13 protein-coding genes are annotated in these 15973 nt (G+C 71.6%); 2 read left to right on the forward strand and 11 right to left on the reverse strand.

Going from position 1 to position 15973, the window contains the following annotated elements:
- Window positions 1–34 precede the first annotated feature (34 nt).
- From ACBI99_RS18820 to ACBI99_RS18835, 4 genes are all read right to left on the reverse strand, one after another.
- The gene (locus ACBI99_RS18820) at window positions 35–1684 is read right to left on the reverse strand and encodes a carboxylesterase/lipase family protein (RefSeq protein ID WP_375072887.1); all 1650 of its coding nucleotides are present in this window, start codon (window positions 1682–1684) and stop codon (window positions 35–37) included.
- Between the two features lie 75 nt (window positions 1685–1759).
- Window positions 1760–2905 (reverse strand): methyltransferase, encoded by a 1146-nt coding sequence (locus ACBI99_RS18825; RefSeq protein WP_375072888.1) that lies wholly within the window; start codon window positions 2903–2905, stop codon window positions 1760–1762.
- 311 nt (window positions 2906–3216) lie between these two features.
- Window positions 3217–3522, reverse strand: a complete 306-nt coding sequence (locus ACBI99_RS18830) for a hypothetical protein (RefSeq protein WP_375072889.1) — start codon at window positions 3520–3522, stop codon at window positions 3217–3219.
- A 252-nt stretch (window positions 3523–3774) separates the two neighbouring features.
- Entirely contained in the window at window positions 3775–4509 is a 735-nt protein-coding gene (locus tag ACBI99_RS18835) for a TetR/AcrR family transcriptional regulator (protein WP_219508602.1), read from the reverse strand.
- Window positions 4510–4606: 97 nt separating this feature from the next.
- Here ACBI99_RS18835 and ACBI99_RS18840 point away from each other — a divergent pair, with 97 nt between their 5' ends.
- Window positions 4607–5299, forward strand: coding sequence for a GNAT family N-acetyltransferase (locus ACBI99_RS18840; RefSeq protein WP_375072890.1), 693 nt, complete (start codon window positions 4607–4609; stop codon window positions 5297–5299).
- Between the two features lie 40 nt (window positions 5300–5339).
- Here ACBI99_RS18840 and ACBI99_RS18845 read toward each other — a convergent pair whose 3' ends face one another.
- The 3 genes from ACBI99_RS18845 to ACBI99_RS18855 form a co-directional block, all read right to left on the reverse strand.
- A complete protein-coding gene (locus tag ACBI99_RS18845) occupies window positions 5340–9548 on the reverse strand; it encodes a caspase family protein (RefSeq protein WP_375072891.1) in 4209 nt (1402 codons plus the stop codon).
- Window positions 9541–9963, reverse strand: a complete 423-nt coding sequence (locus ACBI99_RS18850) for a hypothetical protein (RefSeq protein WP_219508599.1) — start codon at window positions 9961–9963, stop codon at window positions 9541–9543. Before ACBI99_RS18850 ends, ACBI99_RS18845 begins: the two co-directional genes overlap by 8 nt.
- A gap of 262 nt (window positions 9964–10225) precedes the next feature.
- The gene (locus ACBI99_RS18855; protein WP_219508598.1) at window positions 10226–10798 is read right to left on the reverse strand and encodes a hypothetical protein; all 573 of its coding nucleotides are present in this window, start codon (window positions 10796–10798) and stop codon (window positions 10226–10228) included.
- Window positions 10799–11001: 203 nt separating this feature from the next.
- On the opposite strand from ACBI99_RS18855, the gene ACBI99_RS18860 reads away from it, so the two are divergent.
- Entirely contained in the window at window positions 11002–11238 is a 237-nt protein-coding gene (locus tag ACBI99_RS18860; protein ID WP_246645752.1) for an SCO4226 family nickel-binding protein, read from the forward strand.
- A 167-nt stretch (window positions 11239–11405) separates the two neighbouring features.
- Here ACBI99_RS18860 and ACBI99_RS18865 read toward each other — a convergent pair whose 3' ends face one another.
- From ACBI99_RS18865 to ACBI99_RS18880, 4 genes are all read right to left on the reverse strand, one after another.
- The gene (locus ACBI99_RS18865) at window positions 11406–12401 is read right to left on the reverse strand and encodes a sigma-70 family RNA polymerase sigma factor (RefSeq protein ID WP_375072892.1); all 996 of its coding nucleotides are present in this window, start codon (window positions 12399–12401) and stop codon (window positions 11406–11408) included.
- 90 nt (window positions 12402–12491) lie between these two features.
- Window positions 12492–12872: a nuclear transport factor 2 family protein gene (locus ACBI99_RS18870; protein ID WP_375072893.1), complete on the reverse strand. Its 381-nt coding sequence runs from the start codon at window positions 12870–12872 to the stop codon at window positions 12492–12494.
- Window positions 12873–12986: 114 nt separating this feature from the next.
- Window positions 12987–13301: a hypothetical protein gene (locus tag ACBI99_RS18875; RefSeq protein WP_375072894.1), complete on the reverse strand. Its 315-nt coding sequence runs from the start codon at window positions 13299–13301 to the stop codon at window positions 12987–12989.
- Between the two features lie 281 nt (window positions 13302–13582).
- A complete protein-coding gene (locus tag ACBI99_RS18880; RefSeq protein ID WP_375072895.1) occupies window positions 13583–15856 on the reverse strand; it encodes a hypothetical protein in 2274 nt (757 codons plus the stop codon).
- Between the last annotated feature and the right edge of the window lie 117 nt (window positions 15857–15973).

A 15973-nucleotide genomic window follows, 5' to 3' on the forward strand; every position in this document is an offset into this window, starting at 1 on the left:
CGGGGGGGCCGGGCCCGGGCCCCCACGGCGGTGATCAGTCGGTAAGTCCGCGCCAGAAGGCGCACCGGTGCTCGTCGCCGAGGTCGACCGGGCCGATGCCGCCCTGGCTCGCGGGTTTCAGGCTGAGCACGGTCTGGCCGGACGGGGTGAAGGCGTGCCAGGCGGGTGCGCCGGCGGCCTGGGGCTTGCCGCTGTGGGCGAAGGACGTCCAGTAGCCGATCATCTGCTGCGCCAGCCGCCACTGCTCGGAGGTGAGCCCGTCCCAGGACTCGCCGTCCAGGTCGAACAGGTAGGGCAGGTCACTGGCGTGCTGAGCGCCCAGCGGGAAGCCGGAGGGAATGCCGGCGATGTTCGGGGCCTGGGCGTCGGCGAACTCATAGGCGTACACCGTGGTGCGGGCGGCCAGCGCCTGGTTGCCTTCCAGGGTCGGGCAGGCCCATGCGCGGTCGCTGCTCACCGTCGCCCAGGCCAGGCCGGGCGAGGAGAAGGCCGTCAGCGGGTATTCCCGCATCACCGTGCCGGCCTGATCGCCGAACGCGCTCTTCATCAGAGCGGGGTAGTTCTCGGCGGTCACCGGGATGCCGGCCTGTGCAGCGCCGGCGACGAAGCCGTTGCTCTCGCTCCTGGTGGCGCCGGAGATCACCGGCACGCGCAGGAACCTGCCCGTGCGCAGCGCCTGCGCCGGGTCCAGCGGCAGCAGCGGCGTGCCGTGGGCGAGGGCGCTGCCGAACCGTTCGTTGATCTTCATCAGCTCGGAGACCGGCTTGGAGCGCAGGCACTCCAGCTCCTTGCCCGCCGCGCAGCCGAGCTGCTTGGCCGCGGCCAGACCGATGTCCCGGCTGGTCTTCAGCGAAGCGTATGGCGTGAACGGCGGCATGTCCGGAACGGGGACGTAGGTGCCGGACGGCCAGTTGAGTGTGCACGTCCCCGACTGCATGACGGCCTTGTCGACCAGGCCGCGCGTGGCCGGGGAGGTCAGCAGCGCGCAGGTGCTCATCCCGCCGGCGGACTGGCCGATCAGCGTCACGTTGCCGGGGTCGCCGCCGAAGGCCGCAGCGTTGCGCTGCACCCATCGCAGGGCTTCGAGCTGGTCGGCCAGCCCGAAGGTGCCCGAGCCCGGCAGCCCCGGCAGCGCGAGGTAGCCGAACGCGCCGAGCCGGTAGTTCGGCGTCACCACGATCACCTCGCCCTGGCCGGCCATCCGCCGGGCGTCGTACATGCTGCCGGAGCCTTCGACGAAGCCGCCGCCGTGCAGCCACACCATCACCGGCAGCGGCTTTCGAGACGCCTTGGCCGGTGCGGTCACGTCGAGGAACAGGCAGTCCTCCTCGCCGAGCTGCTTACCCCTGTCCGCCTGCGGGCATGGCCGGCCGGGCTTGGTGGCGTCGGCCACCCCCCGCCACGGGGCAACCCGCACCGGCTCCTTCCACCGCAGCCTGCCCAGCGGCGGCTGCGCGAAGCGGATCCCCGAGTACGTCCTGACGGCACCGTCGTCCACTCCCCGTATCCGGCCCGAGTCCAGCTTCATGATCGACGGGCGTGGCTTGGGCGCCGTGGATGGCTGCGCCGCGGCCTGTGTGACGCACGCGGTCAGGGCAAGGCAGCCGCCGGTGACCAGAGCGAGTAGCCGCCGGATCGGCGGGCTCGCCATTGACGTGGCAAAACGCGATCTTTTTGCGCTCATGCGGGCCAGTCTCGCGCTGGGCCGGGGGTTGCCGTGAGGTGCGGACGTTGCGGCTTGGCGATCGGTTGTTGCGAATCAGCGCGACCAAGGACCCAGCGGCCGGGTGGCGGCGCCGGTGAGACGCCAGAGCGAGGTGACTTCCGCAGCGCGGGCGGCATGGAGGAAGTCAGCGGTGTCCCGCGCTCGTGGATGCTGCGGCCTGGTGTCGATTTTGTCCAGCACGTGCAGGCCGGCTGCCTTGATGTCGGCCAGCAGTTCACTCCGCGTCCTGAGCCCGAGGTGCTCGGCCAGGTCCGACAGGATGAGCCATCCTTCACCTCCCGGTTCGAGGTGTGCGGTCAGCCCGTACAGGAAGGCGCGGAGCATGCTGCTGCCCGGGTCGTAGACGCCTTGCTCGACAGCGGAGGTGGGCCGGGCTGGGATCCAGGGCGGGTTGCAGACCACGAGGTGCGCGTTTCCGTCCGGAAAGAGGCCGGGGCCCACGATGTCGACACGTCCGGTGAGGCGCAGCCGGCGGATGTTCTCGCGGGCGCAGGCCAGGGCGCGGGGGCTGATGTCGCTGGCCACGACGTGGTCGATTCCCCGTCGGGCCAGGACGATGGCGAGCACTCCCGTTCCCGTTCCGAGGTCGAACGCGGTGCGGCGCCCCGCGGGGAGCGGCGCATGTGCGACGAGGTCGACGTATTCGCCCCTGACCGGGGAGAACACGCCGTAGTGTGGGTGAATGCGGGCGTCGAGGGCCGGTACTTCCACGCCCTTCGTACGCCACTGGTGCGCTCCGATCACGCCCAGTAGTTCTGTGAGCGAGACGGCCATCGGCCCGGACGGCGGCCCGTACGCCTCGGTGCATGCCTGGCGCACGTCGGGGGCTCTGCGCAGGTTCAGGCTGTAGTCGTCTTCCAGCAGAACGAGGAGCCTGCCGAGCACGCGGGCCCGGTGGGCGCGGGCTCTGCGGTGCAGGTGGAAGGACTCTGCCGGGCTGCCGCCCTGCCGGGAAGGTTTCCGGTCGATGCGGCGGCCCATCGCCTGCAGGAGTTGACGTGCGTTGTGGAAGTCGCCCTGCCACAGCAAGGCGGTTCCTTCGCAGGCCAGACGGTGAGCAGTGTCGGCTTTCACACGGTCGTCCGCGCCGACGACCCGGCTGGGAGGCGGTGTCGCACTCTCGGAATGCCAGTGCGCGGAACGGAGGATGCCTGTCTCGGTCCAGTGAATGGTGGACACCACGTACTCCTCGTGAATCGAACGTGCAGGGGCACGAAGAGCACTTCGACGAGGAGCAGGGCGGACGGCCCGTGCTGCTGCAGCACGGGCGCGCGTGTCAGGGCAGGTAGGGCTACCGCTCCCGCGTCGAAGCGCGAGAGGAGAGATCGCCGAGAACCATGCCTAGCGTCACGACCAGCCCTTTCGGAGAGATGACACAAGAGGCTCGCACAGCCGCCCCTCCGCAGTCAAACCAGGAGAGCCGGTCGCGGCTCCGGTGACCGGGGCACAGCCGATGTTGCAGCAGTGCGCGGCCAGTAACGTGGAGTCCTTCAGCCCCTGTCGTTGCAGGTGCGCAGCTCATGGCGTGCCTGGTGGCGGCTCCGGCGCCGGTCCTCGCGGCGGATGTGACTCCACTCCCGGCCGCCGCCGAGAATGCCGCATTCGAACAGGTAGTGGTCAGTGGCGCCCCAGTAGCAGCCGCTTCTTCCGCGGCGGTTCATGAACGCGCTGTCGGCGGTGATCTCCTCCGGCAGCGTGCACGGCCCGAACCGATGATCGTGCACGGGACGGCAGTTCGCCATCGGCGCTTCAGCCATGCCCACCCACCAGGGCCGGGTCTTGTCGGTCTTGCTCATACGGTCACCTTTCGGCTCCGCGACGCCCCGGGATGGGGCTGTCACAAGACCGGATGCACCGTGATCACCTCCACGTTCGCCCGCCATGTCGGAGCCGGAAGCTTATCGCGTTGGACTTGTCCCACCCTGTGCGAGCCGTATCTCCGCACCGGTCGGCCAGGTCCCGCACCGCGCCCTGGACGGTCCGCTGGGGGATGGCCGACAGCGGACCGGCCCCGCCTGCCTGGTCGCGTTCGGAGCCGGCGGGGCCGGTTACCGGGCTGGGCGGGAGATCAGCGCTTCTATGCCGTCCAGCAGGAGGTTGAGGCCGAACTGGAAGTCGGCGTCCTCGGTCCAGCCGGTGGAGTCCCTGAGCAGGCCGGCGCGCATCATGGCCGACAGCGCCGGGTACGTCGCGGGGTCCAGGACCTCGGTGAGTATCTCGCCGTACTCGGTGGCGCCCTTGGCCCTGGCGGCGAGTTCGGTGCCCCCGGCGCCGAGCGAGTGGGTGAGGGTGGCGTCGGTGAGGGCGTAGCCGGTCAGCACCGTGGCGGCGTGGAATCGCTGGCCGTCGTCCAGCCCGGTATCGGACAGCGCGTCCAGGGCCCGGTCAAGCCAGAGCAGCCGCCGCGGGCCCATGGGCGGGGTGCTCGGGCGCAGCTCCAGCAGCCAGGGCCGCGACAGCAGGACGTCGCGGGTGAGCCGGGTCCACGTGGCCAGGTAGGGGCGCCAGGGCAGGTTCCCGCGTTCGGGTGGTGGGGGCACGGCGCTGTCGGCCATGACGGTCAGCAGTTCGTCCTTGCTGCCGACGTACCGGTAGAGCGCCATCGGGGCGACGCCCACCTGGGCGGCGACGTTGCTCATGGAGACGGCGGCCAGCCCTTCGGCGTCGGCGATCTCGATGGCGGCCGTCGTGATCGTGGCCAGGTCCAGGCGTGGCCGGGGGCCTCTGCGCGTGGTGGGTTCGCGGTCCCACATGCGCGCCACGACGGGTGGCAGCTCTGCCATCGAACATCCTCTCGTGCGATCGGGATCTGTGTATGTCATATAGGCTAATAATTGCGTATGACGTACAGAGTAGGCCGTACATGATGATGGAGGCGTGATGGAGATCCGTATGTTCGCACCGGGCGACCGTGCTGAGCTGCGCGAGCTGTTCGGGCGCGTGGGGGAGGGCGCTCCCACGGCGTCGCTGTGGGGGCACGTGGACTCGGAGGCGGCCGTCTACCTGGACCCCTACATGGAGTTGGAGCCGGACTCGCTCTTCGTCGCGGTCTCCGGGGGCGCCCTGGTGGGCTACCTGACGGGCTGCCTCGACAGCGCGAGGTTCCCCGGGGAGGGGGAGCGCATGGAGAAGGCCATGCGGACCTACAAGCTGATGTTCCGGGCCAGGCCGACGGCCTTCTTCGCGCGCAGCCTGGCCGACCTGGCGTGGGCCGCGGTCCGCAGGCAGCCCCGCGTCGGCGAGTTCGCCGACACCCGGTGGCCCGCGCACCTGCACATCAACGTGGCACCCGAGGCCCGGGGGACCGGCGCCGCCGACGGGCTGATGAGCCGGTGGTTCGACCGGCTCAGGACGGCCGGATCTCCCGGCTGCCACCTGCAGACCCTGGTCGAGAACACCCGGGCGGTGCGGTTCTTCGAACGCATGGGCTTCGCCGAGCACGGCCCGGCGCCCCTGGTGCCCGGCCTCCGGCACGACGGCCGGCGGGTCCACCAGCGGACGATGGTCTGGAGCGCCGGCCGCGCTGCCGGAGAGGCCGAGACCGCAGCGCGGACGTCCGCCTGGCGTCGATGACCGCGGCCGCACCGCCGGCCGAGCGCGGCGCACGGCTGCTTCACCGGCCGAGCACAGCGGAGCACGCCCGGCGATGCGGTGCCGGCAGGTTGAACTCCTGCCACTCCTGCGCCGTCATCGACCTGCCGGCCGCGACGCAGGCCGAGGCGAACAGGTCACGGTCGGCGGGAAGTCCGACGTCCCAGCGCCGCATGGCCGCCTCGACGCCACCTCCGGCGCTGACCAGCGTGCGCCCGTCGGCGCTGAACGCCATCGCCGCGACATACGCCTCATGGCCGGTGATCGCGGCGCCGATCGGCTGCTGGGTGGCCACGTCCCACAGGCGGATCCTCCTGTCGTTGCCGCCGCTGGCCAGGAACCGCCCGTCGGGGCTGAAGGTCAACGAGGTGACGCCCCCGTCGTGCCCGGTCATCGGCGTGCCGATCTGGCGGCGGGTCGCCACCTCCCACAACCTGATCGTCCTGTCCACGTCACTGCCGGCGCTGGCCAGGATGCGGCCGTCGGGGCTGAACGCCAGCGCCGTGATCGTCCCCGTATGACCGGTGAGGGCCGCGATGCGGCGCTGGGCGCCCGCGTCCCACAGGTCCACGACGTTGCCGTCGAACTGGGTCGTGGCGGCCAGGACCCGACCGTCGGGGCTCAACGCCGCCATCGGGTACGACGCCCCTTCCAGCCGCATCGGGACGCCGATCGGGCGGCGCGTCGCCACCTCCCACAGCCTCGTCCCCTCCCGGCCGAGCGTGAGCAGCGCCCGGCCGTCGCGGCTGAAGAGCAGGTCATCGACGTACGAGCGATCGGCGGTGAAGGGCTTGCCGAGACGCCTGCGTCCCTCCACGTCCCACAGTTGCACCGTGCCGTCCCCGGTGACCACGGCCAGCGTGCGGCCGTCCGGGGCCGGCGCCGCCAGGTGGCCGGTGAACGGGGCGCCGATCGGGCGGCCGGCGGCCACCTCCCACAGGCGCGCCTTGTCGTTCTCGTCCGTCGTGACCAGGGTGTGGCCGTCGGCGCTGAACCCCGCTGACATGAGATCGTCCGTCCCGGTGGTGAGCGGAGTCCCGAACTGGCGGAAGATGGACACGTTCCACAGCCGGACCGTCTTGTCGAGACCCGCGGTGGCCGCCGTCCGGCCGTCGCGGCTGAAGGCCATCGAGACGACCTCGTCCGTGTGGCCGCCGAGCGTGGCGCCGAGCTGGCGCCGGGTGGCCACGTCCCACAGCTTGGTCCCGTCACCCCCGGTGGTGGCCAGGACCCGGCCGTCGGGGGAGAAGGCCACATGGTGAGGGTCGTGCCCGCTGCTGATGGAGCCCTTGCTCCGGAGGGTGGCGACGTCCCACAACGCCACCTCCGTGCCGTTGCCCGCCCCGGCCAGCGTGCGGCCGTCCACGCTGAACGCCACCGATTTGATCTCGTCCTCGAAGCCGACGGCGCCGATCTTGCCGCCGGTCGCCGCGTCCCACAACGTCACGACCTTCTCGCTGGTGGTGGCGAGCCTGCGGCCGTCGGGACTGAACGCCACCGACCCGATCCCGTAGCCCTGTCCTGCGAGGAGGCGGATCTGGCGGCGCGTGGCCACGTCCCACAGCTGGGCGCCCTTCCCGGTGTGACCGGAGCCGGCCAGGGTGCGCCCGTCCGGGCTGAACACCAGTGTACTGAGGTCTTCCCGGCTCTTCAGCGGCCCGCCGAGCGGGCGGCGCGTGGCCACGTCCCACAGGCGTACGGTGGCGTCGGCGGCGGCGGCGGCGAGAATGCGGCCGTCCGGGCTGAACGCCACCGCGTCGATCTCCGTCTTCCCGCTGGTGAGCGGCGCGCCGAGCTGGCGCCGGGTGGTCACGTCCCACAGCCGGACGGTGCCGTCCTGACCGGAACTGGCCACGGTCCGGCCGTCCTGGCTGAACGCCACTCCTTCGACGGCCTCGGCGTGCCCGATGAGCGAGCCCTTGCCGGGTGTGCTCGACGCGCTGAGCAGGGCGCGGCGGGCATCGTCGGTGGGCGCGAAGTGCCAGGCGGTGGCGGCGAGCGCCTGCGCCTGGAGGGGGTCGCGGGTCAGGACGCGTTCGCTCTGCGTGGCGAGCTGACGTGACAGGGCCTGACGGCTCTGGGTCTCGGTCAGCCGCTGCTGCGCGTCGGCGTCGCGGGCCGCGAGGACGGCGGTCCCGGCGCCCGCCAGCGATGTGATCACGAGAGCCACCAGCGTGACGAACGTCGCCCGCCGCCGCCGCGCCAGCCGCCGCACGGCCTGGTCGCCGGCTCGCAGGAAGTCGCGGGCGACCTCCCCGAGCGCGGCGTGCTGGGCGGGGTCGGCCTCCCAGCGCCGCCGCGCGGGAGCGATGGCGGCCAGGCGGGCGCCGCTGTAGAGGTAGCCGGCCTGGCGGTGGTGGGCGTCCCAGCGGGCGGCGTCCTGCGCGAGCTGCTGCAGCGCCAGCAGGTCGGCGCGGTCGGCCTGGAGCCAGGCGCGCAGCCGGGGCCAGGCCCGGATCAGCGCCTCGTGGACGATCTCCGCCCGGTCGCTGTCGACCGTGACGAGGCGGGCGCGGGTGAAGGCGTCGAGCACCGTACGGGCCAGGTCGTGCTCCTCACGGGCCGGCAGCACGTCGGACAGCGGCGCGGTCCTGCGGGTGTCGCCGGTGTTCTCGCCCAGGTGCACCAGCCGCACCAGCATCCGGCGGGCGAGCCGCTGCCCGTCCTCGCCCAGCCCGTCCAGGATCTGATCGGCGGTACGGGCCAGAGCCTGGCCGATGCCGCCGGTGGCCCGGTACCCGCCCAGGGTGAGCACGCCGTTCTCGCGGCGTTGCCAGGTGGCCAGCAGCGCGTGCGAGAGCAACGGCAGCGGCGGGCCGCCCAGCCCGGCTCCCAGGTCCTCCAGCAGCAGCTCCACCAGCCCTTCTTCGAGGGCCAGGCCCGCCAGCCGGGCGGGCTGCTCGATCACCTCGCGCAGTTGCTCGCGGCTGAGCGGGCCGACCACGACCGGGTGCTCCAGCGCGTGGGTGAGCTCGGGGAAGGAGGTGCAGTGACCGAAGAAGTCGGCGCGCACGCCGATCACGACCGCGGCACGGCGCGCCGCCGCGGCCAGCGCCGCGATGAACGCCGCCCGCTGCGCCTGGTCGGTGCATTCGGTGAACAGCTCCTCGAACTGGTCCACCACGATCACCGCGTCGCCGGGCAGGGCCTCCACCAGCTCCGCCCATCCCGCTTGTTCCGCCGGTTCCGCCCGTTCCGGGACGTCGGCGACGGCCTCGATCGCCTCGCGCAGGCGCGCCGGCGGGGCCGCGCCCGGCGTGAGCAGCAGGCAGCGGCGCACGCCCAGAGCCGGGATCAGCCCGGCCCGCAGCACCGACGACTTCCCCGCCCCCGAAGGGCCGGCGACCAGCAGCGGCTCCCCGCCGCAGCGGCGCACGCGCTCCTCCAGCGTGCGCGTGAGCTCCGCGCGGCCGAAGAACAGCGCCGCGTCCTCCTCCCCGTAGGAGTGCAGTCCCAGGAACGGGCTGCGGCTGCCGTCCTGCGCCGCCGGGGCGGGCAGCGGGCGTCCCGAGGGGAGCCGGTAGGCGACGTTGACCGCGAAGGGACGGCGCCCGGCGGCGTCGGCGGCCTGCCTGCGCGGCAGAGGCAGGCCGCGCGCCCGCAGATCCCGGTTGAGCGCGGCGTGCACGTCGTCCAGGGACAGCAGCGGCGGCCCGGCGGGATCCCCCTCCGACAGCAGGCGGATCAGCGCCCCGGTGAACGCCGTGTGCCGCTCGCCGGGCAGCGACCAGGCGGCCTCGTCCATGCTGGTCGCGGTCAGCAGGTAGCTGTCCGGCCAGCCCGCGGCGCGGCCAGCCCAGCAGCAGTCCAGGATCACGATGCTGAGCCCGGCCCGGCTCCTGGTCAGCAGCTCGCGCGCCTCGGCGTACGGCAGCGCCTGGTTGCGCGGCGGCCCCCGTCCCAGGTCCACGCTCGCCCGCGTGGCCAGGTACAGCCGGTTGTCCGGCCCGATCAGCCCATGACCGGCGTACCAGAACAGCAGCACCTCGCCCGCCCGCCCGGCCAGGGCGTCGATCTCCGCCGCCAGGTGGGAGGGATCGGGCGGATCCAGCAGGCAGGTCACGTGCTCGCGGGCCAGCCCGGTGGCCTTGACCAGGGCGTCGGCGAGATCCCGCGCGCTCGTGGCCGCCGCGGGCACGTCGCCCGTCAGCGCTCCGGGAACATGCCGGCTCGACCCCACCAGCAGCGCCCGCACCCCAGGGCCGGACAGCAGCCCCGGCCGGTCAGTCACGCGGGCCCTCCGCGGGTGGCAGCCCGTCCTTGAGCGCGGCCTCGACCTGCGCGGCCAGCGCCCGGGTCTGCTCGGCGTTCAGCGTCCTGACGCGCTGGGCGCTGACCTCGACCTCGGTGTCGCCGTCCGTCCTGCGCACCTTGACCGTCACGTCGCTGGTGCGGTAGCGCAGCCAGGCGATCAGGACGCCGGCCACGGCCGCCACCACGCCGGCTGAGCCGGTCACCACCTGCACCGCCTCGGCCACCGGGCCCAGCGCCCCGGGAGGAGGCTCGCGCTCGACCAGGCGCACCCACCGGCGGACCAGGGGATCCTCGGACAGCCACGCGTGCAGCTCCCGCACCTGGCCCGGCCCGCCGTCCACCGCCAGCACGCCCTGGCCGGCACCCGAGGTCTCGTTCGAACCGCTTCCCATGCCACCCCTCCGCGAGCCGGTACGGCGATCGCCACCTGGGTATCGCTCCGGCCGGTCCCAGCGCTACCCGCCCGGACGCGGATCCTCCCGAGACGCCGACTTTGCGCCAGCGGGCGCTTGGCGTTCTGGAGCTGCCATCTCTGGCTGTCCCCGCCCCAGCACCGGGACGTGACGATCCGGTCGCCGTTACCCGGTTCGGCCCAGGTATGGCAGGTCGGCGAGGGGCCCCCGGATCCCCGGCTGGACGGCTAGGTCGGCCGGCTCAGAGCTGGATGCCCTTGATGATCTGCGCAAGCTCGGGTACGAGAGGCTGGCTGGCCATCACGGTGACGACGACACCCTTGCGCTCGACCCATCCCGCGTACTGGCCGTGGCCCAGCGCGCCGTCGCCCTGCTGGGTGAGCACCTGACGGTCACCGATCTTCACGGTCTTGGTCTTTCCGGAGAACGTCCCGATGTCGAACGGCCCGTTCTTGAGCTGCGCCAGCTTGCTCGCCTTCGGCCAGCACACCACCCTGACCCACAGCGACCGGCTCCGGCGATCCACCTCGCTGCGGTCGTCAGTCCACTGGTAGCCATACTCGGTGATGCCGTCGTGCTTGTTGACGACCACCGATCCGTTCTTGAACCCCTTCGGGATGTGGTTGACGCGGACTCCCTTGATAGCTGTGGCGCCCCTCGGCGGCTTGTCGATCTTGGAGTCGTACGACCGCTTCACCTCCGCCTTGGTCGGGACGGGGCAGTTGGGGCGCTCGGCGGCCTGGGCCGGGAGGGCCACCACAGCCGCGGCGACGGGCAGTACGGACAGCACGGCGATCTTCTGCAGCTTGTTCATACCGGGTTGGATGCGACGGATTCGCGAAAAGTTCAGTAGCACGCGGCCCTGCGGTCACCACGGCAACGCCGACACCACCGGACTGTGAGAACCCGCCGGCTGCTTCTCGCCGTGGACAGGCTTTGAACCAATACGGGGAAACCGGTGGCCCGGGTCGGATCTACGCTGGGATGGACATGGAATGGGAGGAAACCATGAAATTCATGGACGTCCACCATGGCATGACCGGCATCACCGCGGACCAGCTCAAGCAGGCCCACGACGCTGACCTGGCCATCCAGGAAGAAGAGCGGGTCACTTTCGAGACGGCGTGGGCCGATCCCGACTCCGGGCTCGTCTACTGCCTGTCCGAGGCGCCGGACGCCGACGCCGTGCAGAGGATCCACCAGCGTGCGGGGCACCCGGCCGACGAGATCCACCCCGTGCCGCTGACCGTCTAATTGCTCAGACACTCTTCCCGGCACCGGGAAAGGTGAAGGGCTGCGGCCGATGCGCACATGTGCGCGAGCAGCATGCCCAGGTTCCACGGGCGAGGCCGGCAGGGCCGACGGCGCGCGCTCCGTGACAGGCGTACCGGACGGCCGCCTCCAGCAACCCCACCCAGCCGTCATCGGCGTACCGCCTGGCCGATCGCCGGATCGACCTGCGGCAGGCCGAACAGGGAGAAGACACTGCTGTCCATGAACGCGACAATGCGCTCTATCCCGGCCGGGGAAACGGCGAGCACGTGGAGGGCGTGGGCGCGCCAGTAACCGTCCCGGGTCGCGAGGTAGATCGCGACGCCGGGTTGCCCGTTCGCGTCGACGCGGACGAACCGCGCCTGCCCGGCGGCCGGCAGACGGGGCGTCAGGAAGCGGGCGACGGCTTCCCGGCCCGCGAACCAGGTGGGGATCGGCGGCATCTCGAAGGCCGCCTCCTGCGCCAATGTCCGCGTCAGCGCGTCGATGTCGGCCCCTTCGAACGCGGTGACGTAGCGCCGCAGCAGCTCGCGCTGACGCTCTTCGGTGGGTTCGGCGAGCTGCAGATCAGGCCCGGGGAGGTTGCCGAGTTGTGTCCTGGCCCGCTGCAGCAGGCTGTTCACGGACGCGACGGTGGTGTCGAGCAGCTCGGCGACCTCGGCGGCGCGCCACATCAGCACATCGCGCAGGATCAGCACCGCACGCTGTCTGGGCGGGAGCACCTGGAGGGCGGCTATCAGCGCCAGGCGCAGCGTTCCTCGATCAGCTACCACCTCGGCCGGGTCTCGCGCCTCGTCGGGAACGCGGGCGGGGAAAGGCTGCAGCCACGGGATGTCCCAGCGCGGTTCGGCCGGTGCCGCAGGGTCGCCGGCGGGCCCGCCGAGGCCGGACGGCAGGGGGCGGCGGCCGGCCTGCTCCGCGGCGCGGAGGCAGGCGTTGGTCGCGATCCGGTACAGCCACGTCCGCAGCGAGGACCGGCCGGCGAACGTCCCGTAGGAGCGCCAGGCGCGCAGGTAGGTCTCCTGCACGATGTCCTCCGCGTCGTGCACGGAACCCACCATGCGGTAGCACATTTTGAGCAGTTCGTCGCGGTACGGGTCGGCCAGGCGAGCGAACTCCTCGCCGGGCCTCACTGGCTGTGTCACATCGACTCCCGTCCGCCTCCGCAGCGGCGGATCGTTGGGGCTGGTGTTCCGCGCCCCCGAGCTCGCGGCACGGAACACCCCGGAAGGAGGTCACCCGGCGGCTGCCGCCTGCGTTTCCTCCGCCTTGCGCATCGCGTACGTGTCGAACACCACCACATCAGAGATGATCTTGCCGTCCCGGACGACCAGGTGATCGACGGTGCGCAACGTACCGAACGGTCCGGTTCTCATGTCGTAGACCACCACCGCCTGCTCGGCGTCACCCAGCGCCGCGATGATGTCCACTCCCGTGACGACCTGAGCGAACCCCCCGATCGCGGCCGTCACCGCTTCGGCGCCCTCGAGGCGGACCCGGGGGCTCTGGAACACCACGTCCTCGGCCAGGCACTCCGTGACCGTGGCCATGTCACCGGTTCCGAATGCCTTGATGAACACCGTCGCGACGTCGACGGCTGCTCTGCGCTCTGCCATGAACACTCCTCCGTATTTCTCCACCGATCGATCACGCCGCGGGCGGCGCGTCCCGCCTTTACTGATCCGGCGACCGGCCGAAACTCATCGCCGGTTTCGACCGGAGCACGGATGTCAGGCGGCGCGCCGCGGGCGGGTCGCGGTTGAATAGTCAGAGATCGGCCGCGACGAGCGAACGGCCGGCACCAGCTCATCGCGGATGAAGTCCTCGATGCGGTATGCCGCCTGAGTCGCGGGCGGCGGTTCTTCCCACGGTGCCTCGCCCAGCGCGGTGGCCATCGCCCAGGTCTGGTTCAGCAGCGTCGCGAAGCTACGGCCGGTGCCCGCCGCCATGAGGTCCGCGATGTCGGCCTCGGCGGAGGTCTGCTCCACCCCTACGGGCCGGTCGAGGTGCTCGCTGAGCAGCGTGGCGATCTCCCGCATGGTCATGGGCCGGATGGGAACTCGTCGCCAGTGGCCGGGCGATCGCCGTCCTGCCGGTCGGCGATCGGCGCAGCTCACTACGTCCCGACCTCGTCACCGTCCCGATCGAGGGCGCTCCGCCCAGCCAGGTCGTCCTGGCCGGCCGCAGGGGCGACCCGAACCCCATGCTCAAGAGTCTCCGCCTGGCCGCCCGGGCAGTCCTAGGAACATCCTGAAGATCTTGGTGGGTGTGCCGGCTCACCCACTGGTCATGACGTGATCGGGTCGAGAGCCCACATGAGGACCAATCACCTCCGCTTCCGGTGAACGACCTCCTTGTCGCCCTTGCCCGGATACGCCATGATCAGCAGCCGTTGCCCGCTCTCCGCCTCGCCCTTCCAGGGGAACCAGGCGTGGTGCACGCGGATGCGGTAGTGACCCTTGCGCCCGTCGAGGGCGAGGTTGGGCAACTCGGTACCGCTGAGGCTGTCGTAGAGCACGATCTCGCCGCCCGGGCTGTAGTAGCCGACCTCGACCACCTTGTCCCAGCCCTTTGTCTCGACAGGCGGCCGGCGGGTGTAGGTCTCCAGGGTGACGCAGAGATCGAAGTCGGGGTGGGTCATGACGGCCAGGATGCCGCGAGAGGAGGAGACCAGCCCGTTGCCGGGGTCCGTGTCCGACGCCGCTTCCTCCTCTCCTTCTCCCTCGTACGTCTGCAGCACCCCGTAGTCGGTCCACTGCGGCTCCTTCATCCGGATCGCCCTGGCCGGCTTGATGCGCGGGCGGTGGCGCGGCGTGGCGTCGCACATGGCTTGGGCGTCGGCCTGCATCGCCGCGATCTCCTGGTCCTGCTTGGCCTTCGCGGCCTCGACGATGGCGGTGGCGCTGGGGCAGATGCCGGCCAGAGGATCGGTGAGGGAGGCGCGGCCGATCTTCAGCCGGGCCAGCTCCCGTGGGTCGTTGCGGGTGTGGACGCCGCACAGCCGGCGCCCGTAGGCGAGCACGACCTGGTCGGGCGTGGTGGCGGGGAACACGTGCAGGCCCCGCGCGCCGTCGTGGTTGCGCAGGGAGCACACGAACTTCTGCTCGGCCGTCAGCTCGCGCGGCGCCGCCTGGCCCGTGTCGACCTCCCACGGCGCGGACAGGTCGCAGTCCGTGGCGGGGCCGCGGGACTGGTCCGCTGCGGGCAGCAGGCACAGGGCCACCGCCGAGGCGAGCCCCGCCAGGAGGACATGGTGACGGATGCGATGGGCGGGCGGGGCGGCGTACAGGAGGAGCAGGATGAGGCCGGAGGCGGTGAGCGCGAGGGCGTACCAGAGCGGGGAGATGCCGGGGGAGAGGAGCTGGGCGCTCTCGTAGGGGACGGTGGCACCCGGCTCGACGTAGAGGCTTTCCGGGTAGAGCCACAGCTCCCCGAAGAAGGTGGAGTGCTCCGAGGTGAACGCGCTCACGGCGCCGACCCCGCCCAGCATGAACAGGCTCAGCGTCGTGCCGCGCAGTAACGTGCGCGTCCGCCGCCGCACGGCTGCCAGGATCAGCACCGCCGGCGCGCCGACGCCGACGAGGAGGTCGAGCGCGAACCAGTACGCGGTGGCCTCCGACCCGGTGAACTCGCGTACCACGTCGCCCAGCACGTTCTTCGGCCCGAGCCAGAACGGGATCCCCTGCGCGAGGTTGACGGCTGCGGGGACCAGCGGGAGAACGATCGCCACGGCCGGCAGCGGCCACCACCTGGCGCGTACCCGCACGGGCTCCGTCCGGGGAGAGGGAGGCTGGAGCGTGCCCAGGTCGTGCGCGGAACGCGCCCACCAGACCAGCGAGAAGACCGAAACCGCGCTCAGGAGCGAGGGCATCAGCAGCTCCCACGCCACCGATTCCGCGCCGCCGAACGCCACGATCGAGATCGAGCCGGACGAAAGGAGAGAGAAGAAGACCGCGATCACGCCGGCCCGTACCGTCGCGCCGTTCCAGCGCGGATCCCGCGCCTGCGCCACCAGCAGGGCCACCAGACATACCGACCACAGGGCGTCCAGCGCCCAGGTCCAGTTCTGCCCGGCGAAGAGGTAGTTGCCGCTCTGGTACGCGATGGTGATGACACCGTCGTACACCACGCTGAGCGTGCCGGTCACGAGCATGAGCACCCGTGGCCATCGGCGGGGGTTCCCCCGCAGCACGCGGAAGAACAGCCATATCGCCACGAGCTCGACCACATTGGCGACCAGGGACATCCACCACAGGTAGGGGATCGGCAGGTCCCAGGACAGGACGTATACGGACATGGCGTAGAGAGCGACCCGCAGCAGCCGTACCTCCCGGCCGTACCGCGCCGGTTCCCCGCGCAGCCGTCCGCGCAACACCTCCCGGTACGCCCACGCCTGCACCGCGGCGATCGGCACCAGCAGGGCGGCCAGCCACGGCCACGCCCGGATCTCGTCCGCCATGTACCCGTTCGGGTCCGCGACGACCCTCCACAGGGGGACGAGGTCGCCGGTGACCAGTCCGACGACGGCGAGGACGCTCACGGCGGCCACGTAGAGGGCCGCGAAGCCGGCTGCGAATCGGCCGAAACGATGGCGGCGCATGAGGCACTCCGGCATGGGGGATGTGGAGGAAAACGCCCAACCTTACTGATCCCCGGCCAAGTGGATCAAGCGTCGGCTGCAGTCGCCGGAGACACGGCGGGATGTCCCAAAGGGATG

Source organism: Nonomuraea sp. ATR24 (assembly GCF_041950485.1).
Lineage (GTDB): Bacteria > Actinomycetota > Actinomycetes > Streptosporangiales > Streptosporangiaceae > Nonomuraea > Nonomuraea ceibae.

What these genes read in the sequence shown, in the direction of transcription:
- ACBI99_RS18875 (WP_375072894.1), bottom strand. Translation starts at nt 13,301, where the DNA reads ATGACCATGCGGGAGATCGCCACGCTGCTCAGCGAGCACCTCGACCGG.
- ACBI99_RS18855 (WP_219508598.1), bottom strand. Translation starts at nt 10,798, where the DNA reads ATGAACAAGCTGCAGAAGATCGCCGTGCTGTCCGTACTGCCCGTCGCC.
- ACBI99_RS18840 (WP_375072890.1), top strand. Translation starts at nt 4,607, where the DNA reads ATGGAGATCCGTATGTTCGCACCGGGCGACCGTGCTGAGCTGCGCGAG.
- ACBI99_RS18870 (WP_375072893.1), bottom strand. Translation starts at nt 12,872, where the DNA reads ATGGCAGAGCGCAGAGCAGCCGTCGACGTCGCGACGGTGTTCATCAAG.
- ACBI99_RS18820 (WP_375072887.1), bottom strand. Translation starts at nt 1,684, where the DNA reads ATGAGCGCAAAAAGATCGCGTTTTGCCACGTCAATGGCGAGCCCGCCG.
- ACBI99_RS18880 (WP_375072895.1), bottom strand. Translation starts at nt 15,856, where the DNA reads ATGCGCCGCCATCGTTTCGGCCGATTCGCAGCCGGCTTCGCGGCCCTC.
- ACBI99_RS18830 (WP_375072889.1), bottom strand. Translation starts at nt 3,522, where the DNA reads ATGAGCAAGACCGACAAGACCCGGCCCTGGTGGGTGGGCATGGCTGAA.
- ACBI99_RS18835 (WP_219508602.1), bottom strand. Translation starts at nt 4,509, where the DNA reads ATGGCAGAGCTGCCACCCGTCGTGGCGCGCATGTGGGACCGCGAACCC.
- ACBI99_RS18850 (WP_219508599.1), bottom strand. Translation starts at nt 9,963, where the DNA reads ATGGGAAGCGGTTCGAACGAGACCTCGGGTGCCGGCCAGGGCGTGCTG.
- ACBI99_RS18860 (WP_246645752.1), top strand. Translation starts at nt 11,002, where the DNA reads ATGGACGTCCACCATGGCATGACCGGCATCACCGCGGACCAGCTCAAG.